The sequence below is a fragment of the Gardnerella bivia genome, assembly GCF_049262715.1.
Taxonomy (GTDB): domain Bacteria; phylum Actinomycetota; class Actinomycetes; order Actinomycetales; family Bifidobacteriaceae; genus Bifidobacterium; species Bifidobacterium vaginale_A.
On record NZ_CP058399.1, the window covers coordinates 1,032,975 to 1,048,425 of the forward strand.

12 protein-coding genes are annotated in these 15,451 nt (G+C 37.7%); 7 read left to right on the forward strand and 5 right to left on the reverse strand.

Features of this window, described 5'->3' with window-relative positions:
• Positions 1–39: 39 nt before the first annotated feature.
• The 4 genes from HXT27_RS04125 to glgB form a co-directional block, all read right to left on the reverse strand.
• Positions 40–807 (reverse strand): type III pantothenate kinase, encoded by a 768-nt coding sequence (locus HXT27_RS04125; protein WP_103042929.1) that lies wholly within the window; start codon positions 805–807, stop codon positions 40–42.
• 45 nt (positions 808–852) lie between these two features.
• Positions 853–2,031 (reverse strand): sensor histidine kinase, encoded by a 1,179-nt coding sequence (locus HXT27_RS04130; protein ID WP_103042930.1) that lies wholly within the window; start codon positions 2,029–2,031, stop codon positions 853–855.
• Between the two features lie 507 nt (positions 2,032–2,538).
• The gene (locus tag HXT27_RS04135; protein WP_103042931.1) at positions 2,539–3,282 is read right to left on the reverse strand and encodes a response regulator transcription factor; all 744 of its coding nucleotides are present in this window, start codon (positions 3,280–3,282) and stop codon (positions 2,539–2,541) included.
• Positions 3,283–3,298: 16 nt separating this feature from the next.
• A complete protein-coding gene (glgB, locus tag HXT27_RS04140) occupies positions 3,299–5,572 on the reverse strand; it encodes a 1,4-alpha-glucan branching protein GlgB (protein ID WP_199172724.1) in 2,274 nt (757 codons plus the stop codon).
• A gap of 134 nt (positions 5,573–5,706) precedes the next feature.
• On the opposite strand from glgB, the gene HXT27_RS04145 reads away from it, so the two are divergent.
• Positions 5,707–6,303 carry a CarD family transcriptional regulator gene (locus HXT27_RS04145; protein ID WP_196489643.1) on the forward strand — a complete coding sequence of 199 codons (597 nt, stop codon included), beginning with the start codon at positions 5,707–5,709 and terminating at the stop codon, positions 6,301–6,303.
• 224 nt (positions 6,304–6,527) lie between these two features.
• Here the strand turns inward: HXT27_RS04145 and HXT27_RS04150 are convergent, their stop codons facing one another.
• Entirely contained in the window at positions 6,528–7,589 is a 1,062-nt protein-coding gene (locus tag HXT27_RS04150) for a metal ABC transporter solute-binding protein, Zn/Mn family (RefSeq protein WP_103042933.1), read from the reverse strand.
• A 148-nt stretch (positions 7,590–7,737) separates the two neighbouring features.
• On the opposite strand from HXT27_RS04150, the gene HXT27_RS04155 reads away from it, so the two are divergent.
• The 6 genes from HXT27_RS04155 to coaE all read left to right on the forward strand — a co-directional run bounded on the left by HXT27_RS04155 (position 7,738) and on the right by coaE (position 15,416).
• Complete coding sequence (locus HXT27_RS04155; protein WP_103042934.1) at positions 7,738–8,616, forward strand: bifunctional methylenetetrahydrofolate dehydrogenase/methenyltetrahydrofolate cyclohydrolase; 879 nt, start codon at positions 7,738–7,740, stop codon at positions 8,614–8,616.
• A gap of 328 nt (positions 8,617–8,944) precedes the next feature.
• A complete protein-coding gene (gene rpsA, locus HXT27_RS04160) occupies positions 8,945–10,450 on the forward strand; it encodes a 30S ribosomal protein S1 (protein ID WP_075523532.1) in 1,506 nt (501 codons plus the stop codon).
• Positions 10,451–10,649: 199 nt separating this feature from the next.
• A complete protein-coding gene (locus HXT27_RS04165) occupies positions 10,650–12,311 on the forward strand; it encodes a L,D-transpeptidase (protein ID WP_103042935.1) in 1,662 nt (553 codons plus the stop codon).
• A complete protein-coding gene (locus HXT27_RS04170) occupies positions 12,308–13,699 on the forward strand; it encodes a phosphatase domain-containing protein (protein ID WP_075523530.1) in 1,392 nt (463 codons plus the stop codon). Before HXT27_RS04165 ends, HXT27_RS04170 begins: the two co-directional genes overlap by 4 nt.
• Positions 13,700–14,072: 373 nt before the next feature.
• Positions 14,073–14,585, forward strand: coding sequence for a TM2 domain-containing protein (locus HXT27_RS04175; protein WP_103042936.1), 513 nt, complete (start codon positions 14,073–14,075; stop codon positions 14,583–14,585).
• Between the two features lie 114 nt (positions 14,586–14,699).
• Positions 14,700–15,416 carry a dephospho-CoA kinase gene (gene coaE / locus HXT27_RS04180; RefSeq protein ID WP_103042937.1) on the forward strand — a complete coding sequence of 239 codons (717 nt, stop codon included), beginning with the start codon at positions 14,700–14,702 and terminating at the stop codon, positions 15,414–15,416.
• Positions 15,417–15,451 lie beyond the last annotated feature (35 nt).

Genomic DNA, 15,451 nt, shown 5'->3' on the forward strand with positions numbered 1-15,451 from the left:
AACACTAAATCTAAATAATGTATTTGTATGTATTAGTTACTAAAACGTGTTTCGATTGTAAATTTCTGCCATACCTTCGAAAATTAGATTAGGATCATAGTAGTCTATTTCTTCTATATCTTTTTCAAAAAGTCTACCTAATCCGCCAGTAGCAATAACTTTAAACGGCTCATTTATTTCACTTTTGAATTGTTTAATAGTGCGTTCAATTCCGCCGAGAAAACTATAATACAGTCCTGCTTGCATTGCTGGGCGAGTTGATTTTGCTAATATCGATTCTGGTCGTGAAATTTCTACTTCTGGAAGTTGCGCTGTGTTATCCCATAAAGCTGCTGCAGCTGTGCGAATACCTGTGCATATGAGTCCGCAAGTTATAGCTCCATTTTTATCAACATAGTTGTATGTTGTTGCTGTTCCAAAATCAATTACTAGTGCTGGTCCGCCGTATTTTGCGAATGCTCCAACGCAATCTGCTAAGCAATCTGCTCCAAGCGTTTTAGGCTCGTCTATTCGAATATTCATTCCAGTTTTTACACCAGGGCCAACAATCATAGGGTCAATATTTAAGAATTTAATAATACTTGAACGGAATGAGTGCATTACTTTTGGCACAACAGAAGCAACTATGACATCATCTACATCTTTTATGCTAAATCCACTTAGATGAAGGAATTGCGTAATCATAATTCCATATTCATCTGAAGTGTGATTCGCTTTTGTAGTCATTCTGTAAGTTCCAACAATATTATCGTTTTCTAAAAACCCTAGAACTATATTTGTGTTGCCAATATCAACTGCTAAAAGCATATTTTCCTCGCTGTGAACGTGTTTTGTTTTTATATATTCTACATTTTATTCTTCATTGTTTTCACAATATTCGTAATTCAAAGGAAGAGTTATTTCAAAGTTTGGACCACGTTTATCGTCTACTACTTTTACGCTACCATGATGAAGCTGTGCTGCCCATCTTGCAATAGATAATCCTAGTCCTGTTCCTCCAGATTCTGTTCCAATGCCTTGGTTTCCTTTTACAAATCGCCGGAAAATTTCAGATCGTTCTTCTTTTGGTATTTGCTTTCCAAAGTTAATAACATTACTTATTAGAGCATTGTTTTGAGAATCTGCATAAGCTGTAATTAGTACTTTTGTATTATCTGGAGAATGTTTAAGAGCATTAGAGATAATATTTGTAAATAATTGTGAAAGTCTATTTTGATCTCCAGTAAGTTGTATATTATCGTCAATTTTTACGTAAATATTATGATTGTGTCCGCTATCTGCTATCTCTAAAGGTTCTACTATTGAATCAATAAATTTCGAAAAATTAAACGATGTTATATTAAGATTTTCTGCTCCTGCTTCTACTCTAGATAAGTCCAATAAGAATGTAATAAGATCTGCAAGTTTATGTGTTTGATTTAATATAGTTTCCATATTTGCAGGAGTTGGTTCGATTACTCCATCTGCAAGATTTTCTAGCATTGCTTGTAATGCTGAAACTGGTGTTCTAAGTTCGTGGCTTACGTTTGCTATAAGATCTCTTCGCATTTGGTCTACGTGTTCTAATTCTTCAGCCATCTCGTTAAATGCAAGAGTAAGTTTTCCTACTTCATCACTTCGATTTTCAATTTCTACTCTTACTGAATAGTCGCCTTCAGCCATTGATTCAGACGCATCTCGCATTTGGCGCAATGGTGCTATTAAGCCGCGCGAGAATGTATATGTTATTCCTAGTGCTACTGCAAGAGTTAAAGGCATTGCAATCCATCCATTTAATCCCATTTTCAGAAGGAACCACGCCATAACAAATGCTATTGCTGTAGCTACAACAATAATCGCTGATAACTCGCTTTTTAATGACGAGAAGAATTTTAGTGACGAGAAGAAGCTTAGTGGATGTGATAAGTTTTTTATATTTTTAACACTATCCACATTAAAGTTTTTGAGATGATTATTTTTTCTTTTCGACTTAATATCAATATCAATATCAGAGTTTGTGGTGGAGTTTTTTCTCGATTGTGATTTTTTCATAAGATTATATTATCTTTAAATTGTGTAAAAATTGTTTTATGATTTGTTACTAATTGTAGTTAAATACACTAACAAATCTTAATGTTATTTCATTTCATTACATCACATCATATTACTTATAAATTTTAAGTTATTTGTATTTTAAAATATATGTTTATTTATAGAATTTTCCTATTTGTTGTTGCTGAGCTGTCGGAGTTTCTCTCATCGCAAGATTTTTACATTGCTCTAAGAGAAACTCCGATAGCTCTTGGCATGTTTAGTCTTTTAATCTTCGGCTAATCACCGAGATTTTTCGATTTTTCTTCTTCATTCGATGAATCACCACTTCGTGCTGAGGTTCATCTCATTCAGGGCGAAAAATCTTAAATCTCTGCCTAACTAACAGCAAAGCGTACGTTGTAAAACAAACTATAAGTAGTTTGCAAGTTAATATTCGATGGCGTAAGAAAGTGGGGAATATGTGATTTGTTAGCTTTGCGATTTAGTGGACTTAATTTTCTATCGTTAATCGTTTGAGCTGTTGCAATTCTCGCTTATCATAGGTTCAAAAGCGTATCCAATTCCGTGTACTGTGCGAATCCATGAAGATCCTATTTTGTGTCTTAAAGACTTTATATGTGAATCAACTGTTCTAGTCCCAGAAGCGTCTGGCCAATCCCACACTTTTTCAAGCAATTTTTCGCGCTTAAATACTGCATGAGGTTTACGAGCCAATGTTGCTAATAAGTCGAATTCTGTAGGAGTAAAATGAACTTCTTCATTGTCAATAGTAACAATACGCTGACGAGGATTGATAACTAGATTTCCAAAAGTCATTGTTCGTTCATTTTCCAAATTCTTAGCTATTTGAGTAGCGCGATCTACGCGCCGCAACAGTGCTGCGCATCTTGCTATAAGTTCTCGTGGCGAAAATGGTTTCGTCATGTAGTCGTCTGCTCCAGCGCTTAATCCCGATATTTTATCTGATTCAGCATCTCTAGCTGTTAGCATAAGAATTGGTACAAGACGTTTAGAAATAATCCTTTTAGTTGCTTCAATGCCATCCATTATTGGGAGCATAATGTCCATAATAATTAGATCTGGCTTAAGCTGTTCTGCTACTTTAACAGCAGACGCTCCATCAGATACGACCCTAGCGCGCCATCCTTGTGCAGCTATGCGCTGTGCAATTGCCGTAGCTAAATCTGGCTCATCTTCAACCACAAGAATAGTACGAGGAACTCCGTTACCTAATGGAGCGTTAAGCATAATCTAATAAACCCTTTCAGTGTTTCACTGGTTTCAAGAATACTGCGCCTAATGCTGGAACAGTAATTCTTGCTGAGTATGGGCGAGAATGATATTCTTCAGCTGCTGCAGTAAATGTTCCATTGTGAATATCTGAACCGCAATACTTTGCATCGTCAGTTGTAAGAATTTCTTCCCACTTGCCACCCTTTGGAAGTGCAACTTGATAGTCTTGCCAAGCCTGACCAGAGAAGTTCACTACAACAACAATTTCTTCGCCATCGTCACCAATACGCATGTAGCTCAAAGTATTGTGATCAGAATCATCGCTTGTAAGCCATTGGAATCCATCAGGCGTAAAGTCTTGACTCCAGAATGCTCTTGAACTCTTGTATAAAGCATTCAAATCAGCAACAAGCTTTTGAACACCTTGATGGAACGGCCATTGCAATTCGTTCCAATTAAGCGAATTGTTGAAGTTCCATTCGCTTGATTGTCCAATTTCTCCACCCATAAATAGTAAGTTCTTTCCTGGGTGAGACCATTGATAGGCGAGTAATGCGCGCAATCCTGCGAATTGTTGCCATTCGTCTCCTGGCATCTTGCCAAGTAATGAGCCTTTTCCATACACAACTTCATCGTGGCTCAAAGGCAAAACGTAATGCTCAGAATAAGCGTATACCATTGAGAACGTAATTTCATTGTGATGCCAACGTCTGTTGATTGGTTCTTCTTTAAGATATTGCAACGTATCGTGCATCCAGCCCATATTCCACTTCAAGCCGAATCCTAAGCCACCCATATCTGTTGGTGCAGTAACTCCTTGATAGGCTGTTGATTCTTCTGCAATCATCATAATGCCAGGATTATTTTTGTAAGCAGTGGCATTTGCTTCTTTAATGAAGTCGATTGCTTCAAGATTTTCGCGTCCACCATAAATATTTGGTCTCCACTGACCTGCCTCTCGGCTGTAATCTAAGTAGAGCATTGAAGAAACTGCGTCAACTCTGAGTGCATCAATGTGATATTCGTCAAGCCAGAAGCATGCATTCGCTACTAGGAAGTTACGAACTTCGTGACGTCCAAAGTTGAATATGTATGTTCCCCAATCAGGATGTTCACCGCGCATTGGATCAGGATCTTCATACAAAGCAGTACCGTCAAAACGTCCAAGTGCGAAATCATCCTTAGGGAAGTGTGCAGGTACCCAGTCCATTATTACGCCAATTCCGGCTTTATGGAGCTTATTTACTAAATACTTGAAATCATCAGGAGATCCAAGTCTAGAATCTACTGCGTAATAACCAGTTACTTGGTAACCCCATGAACCGGAGTACGGGTATTGTGTAAGAGGCATAAACTCAACGTGAGTAAATCCTTCTTTTACTACATAGTCAACTAGGCTGTCTGCTAACTCGCGATAATCGCTTAAATCACGATTCCAGCTATTGGCTTGTACTTCGTAGATGCTTATTGGACCATTATGTGCATCGCTTTTAGCGCGCTTATCCATCCAATCTGTATCATGCCACTTAAAGTCTGAATCTACAACAACAGATCCAGTGTTTGGTGGAACTTCGTGAGAACGTTCCATAGGATCTGCTTTCATAATCCAAGATCCAGATTGTGTAAGAATCTCAAATTTGTAAACTTCTCCTGCGCCTACGCCTGGAATGAAAAGTTCCCAAATTCCAGAAGATCCTAATGATCTCATAGCATGACGGCGTCCATTCCAATAGTTGAAATTGCCAACTACTCGAACAGCACGAGCATTTGGTGCCCAAACAGAAAACGCTGTACCTGTGACTTTTTTGACCATTTTTCCAGTTTCAGGAGAAACAAGTCCCCATGAATCTGTAATGGTTTTAACGTGTGCGCCTAATGCTTCCCACAGGCGTTCATGTCTTCCTTCGCCGAACAAATACATGTCTAATTCGCCAACTTGAGGCAAATAACGATATGGATCATCGTCAACTGACTCAGTCCCGTCTATTTCAACAGTGCGAACTCTATAGCTTGGTACTGAAAACTCTTTTGAACGAGCATGTTTAGTTGCAGGAACAACAGCTGTAAAAATGCCATTATATTCGTGCTTAGCTTCATATTCACCAGATTTGGTGATGATAATTACTCTTTTCGCCATTGGTCGCAAAACGCGCACAGTGGCAGTGCCTTCGCTTTTGCCTGTTCCAAGATGTCCACCAAGGACCTCGTGTGGATTGTAATATTCTGCATTGCTCACCGCGGCTAATACATCCTGTCGGACTGCAACCGCGACTGCATCCTCATTGATGGTAGAAACTGTACTCATGGTTTCCATAATACATGCTTTATGGAAGTAAGTCGCGTGTTTTTTAATATCTTATTAAAAAATATTAAAAATTTCTTCAAGTCGTTAGCTTATGAGAAACTTTTATGAGTTTTTCTGTGCATACGGAGGGTTCTGTGGGATATCAAGTCGGCGATATGGTCGTCTATCCTCGTCATGGTGCGGCGCGTGTCGAGGAAATCAGCGAGCGGACAGTAAAAGGAATAACACGACAATATTTGCGTCTTGTTGTTTTGTCATCAGATGGTTTAGAGATTAACGTTCCTGTTGACAGCGTTAAAAAAGTTGGCGTTAGAGATATTGTAGGCGCGAAAGAAGTAGCAAAAGTATTTGAAATTTTGCGTACTCCAATCATCGAAAAAGAGATGAATTGGTCAAGACGCTATAAGCTTAATGTTGAGAAGATTGCTACTGGAGATGTCAATAAGATTGCAGAAGTTGTGCGTGATTTATCTCAAAGAGATATTGATGAGCACGGACTTTCAGCAGGTGAAAAGCGTATGCTTTCTAGAGCTCGTAGCATTTTAATTTCTGAAATTGCTTTATCTGAGAAAATTGATGAACAGGAAGCTGAGCGTTTGCTTAATGTAAATCTTGGTTATGCTAAAGCTAAGGATGGTGACGAAAAGCATCATACTTCTTTCCCACAAGAGCCTGCTTCAGAAACATTATTGCTACTTGCTAAGAATTCACGTAAATCTCGCAAAAAGTAAGTAACTATAAAATTTTCGCCACAAGAATTAAGTATTACAAGAATTAAGTGCATAAAGTAAGAATTAAAATAAATCCTGCTTTAACATATCGCACATTTTTGTTTAATAACCAATAAAATAAGCCTTATCTAAAATCTACTTTCAGACAAGGCTTATTTTTTAAATTATCGTTAAACTTTTGCAGATAAACTAATAATTAAACTTTTACAAATAAACTAATTGAATTACTTTCCAGGATCTTTTTGCCCTTCATTAGAACGAACTGGACCTGGAAGAACAGGTTTTGGTTTCTCTGTAATTAGTCTACTAGGTTTTTCTTGCTTATCTATAGCCAAACGCATTGAAGCACTTGTTTTTGTTCCATTTTCGATGTCATCTAAAATTTTAATAATCCAAGTGTCAAGTTGTTTAGCGTATGAAGGCATTAACTCACTTACATTAACTATGCTAGTGTAGCTTCTTCCAGCAATTCCATTGATTACGTTAATATTGTCATTCTTATTTTTTTGTGAATCGTTTATAAGAACGTCAATATGCCTATCTTCAAGCAATTTACTGAATTCACCTATGCTTTGAGTGCTTGGATCTGTACCTTGAGCAATTGATGAAATGTAATCTTTAGGTGCACTATCTTTAATATTTATGTCTGAAAGAAGCCAGAATATAATAGGTGATGTTGATGCAATCTTATATTTTGCATGAACACTTGCAAACTTATTTAGATAAGCATCGAGAGTTTTTTCCTTATCTTTCCACTTATTAAAGCGCGAAGTAAAATCTTTGCGTTTTGCAGGATTTATTCGCGAAAAAGTTTCGTATAGAGAATTTGCCATTGCGCTTCTAGCATCTCTTGAGAACCACAAATATGGGTTATCTCCGTTTAATGCTCCAACAGTACTTGCTGCACTTACTAATTCTGTTTTCTTTGGTAAGTTTTTTGTTGCCCAATCATCATAACCTGCGCCGTTTACTACTATAACTTGAGCAGAATGCAATGTTTTAGAATCATTATCGCTTAATTTTGCGTCATCGACATTTGCATTTGATCCGTTTAGCAAGTTGACTACTTTTACATCTTCTCCGCCAATTTCTTGAGCTAAGCTACCCCAAGTGTCTAGTGTAGATACTACTGAAATTGGCTTGTTGCTTTTAGCTTCTTCTGGTTTTGTTTGAGTGCTAGGTGCTTGAGATCCGCATGCAGCAACACCAAATCCAACAACCAATGCTATTGCGTACGTTGCAATAGCATTGATTGTATTCTTCAAAGTTGTAACAGTGATACGCATTGAAACTCACTCCTTCCGCCGCGTCCACGCCGGCAATTGTCGTACGCTCCACATGTCCACGTATATTACATACAGCTGTCGTACACTTTTTATATATCTCACGATAGTCTATGGATACGAATTATGCGAGTTGGAAAGTGATGATTTTATGGTGATTGTATTAGATGGTAAAGCGTTATCGAATAAGATAAAAATAAGTTTAGCAAAGCGAGTTTCTTTACTTAAAGAAAAAGGTATTGAACCCGGATTAGGTACTTTGTTAGTTGGCAATGATTCTAGTTCTATGAAATACGTTGCAGGTAAACATCGCGATTGTCAGGAAGTTGGAATTCGTTCTATTCGTTATGATCTTCCTCAAGATGCTAGTGAGGAAGATGTTCTTAAAGCTGTTGAAAGTTTAAATAATGATCCTTCTTGTACAGGTTTTATTGTGCAATTGCCTTTACCGAAAGGCATAGATGAAAAGAAAATAATTGAAGCAGTTGATCCTAAGAAGGATTGCGATGGTATGCATCCTTATAATTTAGGGGAACTTGTTATGCATATTTCTGGAAAGATTACAACGCCTTTGCCTTGTACTCCGAGAGGAATATTAGCTTTGCTTGACGAATACAATATTAACCTTGATGGCAAAGAAGTTTGTGTTCTTGGACGTGGTATTACAGTTGGACGCACTATTGGATTGTTGTTGACTAGACGTGGTGTAGATGCAACAGTTACTTTGTGTCACACTCATACGCGTAATGTTCATGAGATTATGCGCAGATCGGATGTAATTATTGCAGCAATTGGTAGTGCTGGGTTTGTAAAGCCTGATGATGTTAAGCCAGGCGCTGTTCTTGTTGATGTAGGCTTGTCTTTTGTATTTGATGAAGAGTCTGGTAAATATCGTCTAAAAGGGGATGTTGACGTTTCGTGTAGAGATATTGCTGGAGCGTATTCGCCTAATCCTGGTGGCGTTGGTCTTATGACTAGAGCAATGTTGTTAGCTAATGTTGTAAATATTGCAGAAAATCAAGTTTGCTAATATTTTGCATCTTTAGGTTGTTTGTTAGCTGGTTGTTTGTTAGCTGGTTGCGTGTTTGTTGTGGTTGATTGCATGGATGCAATCAAGAGTACTTGCATTGAAAGCACACTGTGCTTTCAACATTGAGCAAGTCCTCTCGCATTAAGCTCGTTTGAAGCGCGAGCTTTGCTTCAAACGAGGGTAATGCGACACACCCGAGCTCCTAAGCTAACTTTGGCTATGCCTATCTATAACATTGACAGAGCGTGTGCGAAAAGCTCACGTTACATATACAAACATAATTTAATATCGAGTAATATCCACCCCAAGAAGAAACCACTAATAACTAATGGCAGAGAATAATAACGAAGTCGCCAAGGTTGCGATTAATGATATTGGCACCGAAGAAGACTTCATCAAGGCAGTCGATTCAACCATCAAGAATTTTGATGATGGTGATTTAGTTGAAGGTACAGTCGTAAAGATTGATCACGACGAAGTATTATTGGATATCGGCTACAAAACTGAAGGTGTAATTCCTTCCCGTGAACTTTCCATCAAAAAAGACGTTGATCCAGATGATGTCGTTGGAGTTGGCGACACTATTGAAGCACTTGTTGTTACTAAGGAAGACAAGGAAGGACGTCTTATTCTCTCCAAGAAGCGTGCGCAATACGAGCGTGCTTGGGGCGATATTGAGAAGATTAAAGATGCAGACGGTATTGTTGAAGGTACTGTTATTGAAGCTGTTAAGGGCGGCTTGATTGTAGATATCGGCTTGCGTGGCTTCTTGCCAGCATCCTTGGTTGAGATGCGTCGTGTACGCGATCTTTCTCCATACATTGGTCAAAAGATTAAAGCTAAGATTCTTGAGCTTGATAAGAATCGCAATAATGTTGTTCTTTCTCGCCGCCAGTTCCTCGAGGAAACCCAGTCTGAAGTTCGCGAAACATTCCTTTCGCAGCTTAAGAAGGGTCAGATTCGTGAAGGCGTTGTGTCTTCTATCGTAAACTTCGGCGCATTTGTTGATCTTGGCGGTGTTGACGGTCTTATTCATGTTTCTGAGCTCTCTTGGAAGCATATCGATCATCCATCTGAGGTTGTTAAGGTTGGAGATAAGGTCACTGTTGAGGTTCTCGATGTTGACTTCGATCGCGAACGTATCTCCCTTTCCCTTAAAGCAACTCAGGAAGATCCATGGCAGCGCTTTGCTCGCACACACGTTCCTGGACAAGTTGTTAAAGGTAAAGTCACTAAGATTGTTCAGTTTGGCGTGTTCATCTCAGTTGAAGATGGAATTGAAGGCTTAGTACACATCTCTGAGCTTGCTAATCGTCATGTAGAGAATCCTGAAACTGTTGTTAAGGGTGGCGAAGAAGTATTCGTTAAGGTTATTGACGTAGATCTCGATCGTCGTCGTATTTCCCTCTCCTTGAAGCAGGCAAATGAGGCTGTTGATCCAAATTCTGAAGATTTCGATCCAGCTCTTTACGGTATGCCAGCTGAGTACGATGAAGAAGGAAACTACAAGTATCCAGAAGGATTCGATCCAAATACTAACGAGTGGATTGCTGGTTATGAACAGCAGCGCGAAGAGTGGGAAGCACAATATGCAGCAGCTCATGAATTATGGGAGCAGCATAAGGTGTTTGCCGCTAAGGAACTTGCTGCTGCAGCTGAGTCTGCTGCTCAAGATGGTCAGAGTGAAGAAGCTGAAAAGAAGCCTGAAGTAAAGGAAGAAAAGAAAGAAGAAGTTGCTTCTAATTATTCTTCTGAAGCTCAAAGCGAAGGTACTTTAGCTGATTCTGATCAATTAGCTCAATTGCGTGAGCAGTTGTTAAGTGAAAAGAAGTAGTTGTAAGTTTTGTTGCAATTATTTAATTCATAAATAATATTTATGTGCTCTGGAAATATTTTCAGAGCACATTTTTATAAACAATAGCTATTGTTTATAATACGAATAGCTATTGAATATCTATTGTAATTAGTTTTATGCGGTTAGTGGTAGCATGATTTTTGGTTTGCGACTGAAAGTCTACTAGAGGTTTGAGAGTATGAGCGAGCATAACAATTTTGATGATTTTAATGATGATGCGAATAATTTCAATAACGCTGATTCTTCAATCTACAATGTTTCAAATAATGAAGATGACGATGCGACTACTTCTATGAGTATTTCTGATATTGAAAGCGCGTCTAAGAAATCATCCGATGACCTTTTCAACAATGTATCTGAATCTTATAAGAATGGTGTTAAAGATCGTGTAAAAAATCGTTCTGCTTCTGCATTCATATATTCCTTGTTGATTGTTTTAGTTTTAATTATTGCAGGTTATTGTTTAACAGCTTGGTATTTCCACGATCGCGTAGTTCCTGGTGTGCATTTTGGTAATGAAAAATTTAGCGAACAAATTGTTGGAAAGAAAAGTGATGAAGTTGCTCATATTGTTGAGCAAGCGATTTCTGATTCTTCATTTGAAATAAGCGATAACAGAGGCGGTAGTCTTACTTCTAGCTTAGGTGATATGAAAGTTAAGTCAGATGTTCAAGCTACTGTTCGCAATATTATTAGCGCTAAGCACGATAATTTGTTTACTATGCTCATGCCTTGGGTAACTCGCAATGTTCCACTTTCTGCACAGCGTAATGATTCTGAAATGAATAAAAGCGTTGTAACTTATTTTGTGAAAGATAAAGATAGAGCTATTCCATTTACTTCTAATTTCGATGAAAAAGAGTCGAAGTTCGTTGTTAAAGATGGTGAAGCTGGTAGTTCTGTTGAAACTTTGCCGGTTCGTGAAGCTGTAAAAAAGATGATTGCAAATCCTGGTCATGTTGCTAAAGTATCGGTTGTTTATAGGCGTGTTGATTCTCCTATTCAGCGTGATGAAGCTCAAAAGTTAACTGATCAACTTAATTCTGTTATTTCAAATGAAATTAAGTTCGATAATGGCAATGGTAAAGATTTTGTTGTTCCTAAGAATGTAATTTCTAAGTGGATATCTATTGATGTAGATGAATTTAAGCATAAGCTTTCTTATGATATTGATTCTAAAGCTGTAAATGATTGGTTGTCTGGAAATCTTCCTAAACAGTTGAATCAAGTAAAAGTAGATCAGGAAGATTCTGTAGACAAGAATGGGAAAGTTATTTTCACTGCTACTAAAGGCGTTGATGGTGTTTCTATCAAGTATTCTGATTCTGTTTTAAAGCAAGTAGTTGATGCTTTAAAGAATAAGAAAGCTGTTAAGATTTCTGTTCCTTCTGAAGTATCTAAGTTTAGCGTTGAACGCAAGCTTGTTGAAATGCGAATTGTAGTAGATAAATCTTCTCAGACTGCAACTGTGTATAAGAATGATGAAGTTGTTAAGACATTCCCAGTTTGCACTGGTCAGACTAATTTGACTGAGTCTGATTCTGGTACTTTCCATATTTATTTGCGTTACGATGTTAAGACTATGCGCGGTAGACATTATGATGGAAGACCTTATGTTCTTCCTGGAATTCGCTGGGTTAGCTTCTATAATGGTGGCGAAAGTTTCCATACTGCTGCTTGGAATTCTGTTGGCATTGCAACAGGTGATCCTAAACGACATGGTTCTAATGGATGCGTGAATATGTATGAAGCTGATGCTCATTGGATTTACGATAATTGCCCTCGCGGCACTATTGTTCAAGTTATTGGTGAAACTCCAGAAAACCCGGTGCGTCCGTGAACGATCCTAAAGACGCTATAGCTTTAGATTCATCTGAGCTTAATAGCGCTAAATCTAGTGTTGATGAAACTAAGCGGGGAAAACTTGCTGAGAAGAATGAGAAATCTTCCCCGCTTAAACCTGTTAGGTGTGTTAGTAGCACGCCTATACCGGTTCATGTTACGTCTACTTTGTTTGATACTCCAACTCCTGAAGAGAGAATTGACAATAAGCCGTTTTTAGTGAGGTGCACTAGGCGTTTTATAACTTCAGTTGTTGGATTATGGATGCGTTTGGCTGGTAAAATCTCGAGAAAATGCGGATTGTATCCTAGTGTTGAGCCTTATATTGGATATGGTACAGATAAGTACGCTCGACTTATTTGTAGGACTGTATACGCTCCCAAAAATGGCAATCATTCGGTGTTAAAGCGCGGAATTTACGCAATGCTTGTTGTTCCTGCTGTAAGAGTTCGCGTATCGATTTCAATTGATAATATTCCTGTTGAGAGTGCTCAAATCGGTGATTCTGAAGCGTATGATAAGCCGGATTCTTCAGGTGTAGGCGGTGCAGAATATTGTATTTCAGATCGTGCTGGGTATCTTGATTTAATTACAGAAAGAGCTTTGTGTGTTGGCAAGCACATTGTTAGCTATAGTGTGGAAGGCCGTGAGCCTGTAGAATCAAGTTTATTTGCTATATCTTCATCTGCTTGTATTGGTGTTATCTCGGATGTAGACGATACTATAATGGTTACGCAAGCTCCTTCTATTATTAAAGCTTCGTACAACGTTCTTATTATGAATCCTGAGCATCGTTCTCCAGTAAGTGGCATGGCATCAATGTTTTCAGATATTTCTAATCTTCTTCCGGATGCTCCATTTTTCTATCTTTCTACATCTCCTTGGAATGTTGAAGCTTCGATTAGACATTTTATTTTGCGAGAAGGTTTTCCAGAAGGTCCGCTTTTATTGCGTGATTTAGATCCGCGTCCTAAAACGTTTATTCCTACTGGGCCTCAGCATAAAATGGAATTTGCTGCTCAACTTATGGACGATTTTCCGAATATGCGTTTTATTTTAATTGGCGATGATGGTCAAAGAGATCCAAATACTTATTCTCGAATTATTAAGCAATATCCAGGTAGGGTTGTTGCTGTTGGGATTCGTCAATTAAAAAATCATGCTACTGTTAAAGATTTTCGCAATCGTAGTAATCGTGATTTTAATATATCTCTTTCAACTTCGCGTATTGCATATAGTGATATTGATAATACTGTTGAAGCGTCTGGTGCTGCTGGAACTGTTGATGGAGTACCATTTTTTGTTGCTCCAGATGGAGTATCTCTTGCTAAAACTATGTTGCCTTATTTACAAAATTTTAAAAATAAGAATGATGTAATTCGCTAATTATTTTTATTTAATTCAATAGTTATTTGTGTAGTAATTCGTTAGTTATTTGTGGTGTAATTTTGGGAAATAACCCATAATTTTCTAGTTTGTTGTGATGTAATTTTCTAGTTTGTTTTAGCTTAATTCGTTAATTTTTAGCTTAATTCGTTAATTCATAAAAGCGAAAAATGCAACTGTTAATTTCTTAATTCGTTTTAGCGTTTTGTTGAATTAATCTTAATAAAGGCTTTTTGCATAAGATTTTAGGCTATTTTATTGAGTTTAAGTACACGTATATGTGTAAGATTTCTATCAACTTGAGTTTTGATTCTTATTAGTAATCTTAATTTAATGTTGTATGAATTGTATATATAGAGAAAGCGTGAAAGTTATGGATAACACTAACGAGCAAAACAATGTGTATTCAAATCCACAATCTCAGCCACAGCAGGCTCCTCAGCAGGCTCCACAGTATAGCGAGCCTCAGTATGCTCAGCCACAGCAGGCTCCTCAGTATGCTCAACCTCAGTATGCTCAGCCTCAGCAAGCTCCACAGTATACTCAGCCACAGTATGCTCAACCACAGTACGGTCAGCCACAGTATGCTCAGCAAACTCAATATTCATCGTTGACTAATAATACTGGTGTTTACGGTCCTACTAGTAGTAAGAGCAAGCTTGCAGCAGGTTTGTTAGGTATTTTCCTTGGCGTTTTCGGCGTACATAATTTTTATCTTGGACACACAGGTAAAGCTGTTGGTCAATTGCTTATCACTATTCTTTCTTTCGGAATGTTATGGTTTGTTTCTAGCATTTGGGGTTTGATTGAAGGTATTTTGATTCTTTGCTCCAAGCCTGGAACTAAGTGGCATAAAGATTCTGATGGTGCAGAATTGCAAGACTAAATTTAGAATTTTGCATTATAATCAAGAATTTTAATTTTTTATGTAATACCCTAGTGGCTCTAAGTTGCTAGGGTATTATTTATAAGTTATTAGGGGATTATTTATAATTAAAATATGACGATGATGCGTATTGCTGTAACTGGAGGAATTGCAGCTGGAAAATCTACTGTTGTAAATCATTTGCGCTCTCTTGGTGCGTTTGTTATTGATTATGACGTTTTAGCTCGTAAAGTTGTTGAGCCTGGAAGTAAAGTATTTAAAGAAATTGTTCGAGTTTTTGGTAACAATGCAATTACTGGTGACGGATATTTAAATCGTGCTTTTATTGCAGATTGCATTTTTGGGGATGATAGCATTCATAAGCAAGCATTAAATAAGGTTGAGTCTATTATTCATCCTGCTATTTATGATTGCGCGAAGCTTTTAGAGAAGGAATATATTAGTAGAATTTCTAAAGAAAATCCGTATAACTTAAATTGTTTTAGTTGCGTGATTGTGCACGATATTCCTCTTCTTGCTCAAGTGGTAGATACTATTCCATTTAAATTTGACTATATTCTTACTGTTGAAGCTCCTAAAGATATTCGCGTTGCGAGGATCCTTCGCGAAAGAAATATGACTGAAATTCAGGCTTTAGCACGCATAAATAATCAGATTGGAAGCGATGCTCGTAAAAGTATTGCAAATTATGTAGTTGATTCAACTAAACCAATTGATTTTATGCTTAAAAGTGTTGAAGATGTGTTGAAATCATGGTTGCGAGATGTGAATATGCGCGATGTGAATATGTGCGATGTGAATATGCGCGATGTGAATCAGCGATGTGAATAGGTGTGATGTGAATAGTAGTGTTTTTAAGTAGTGGT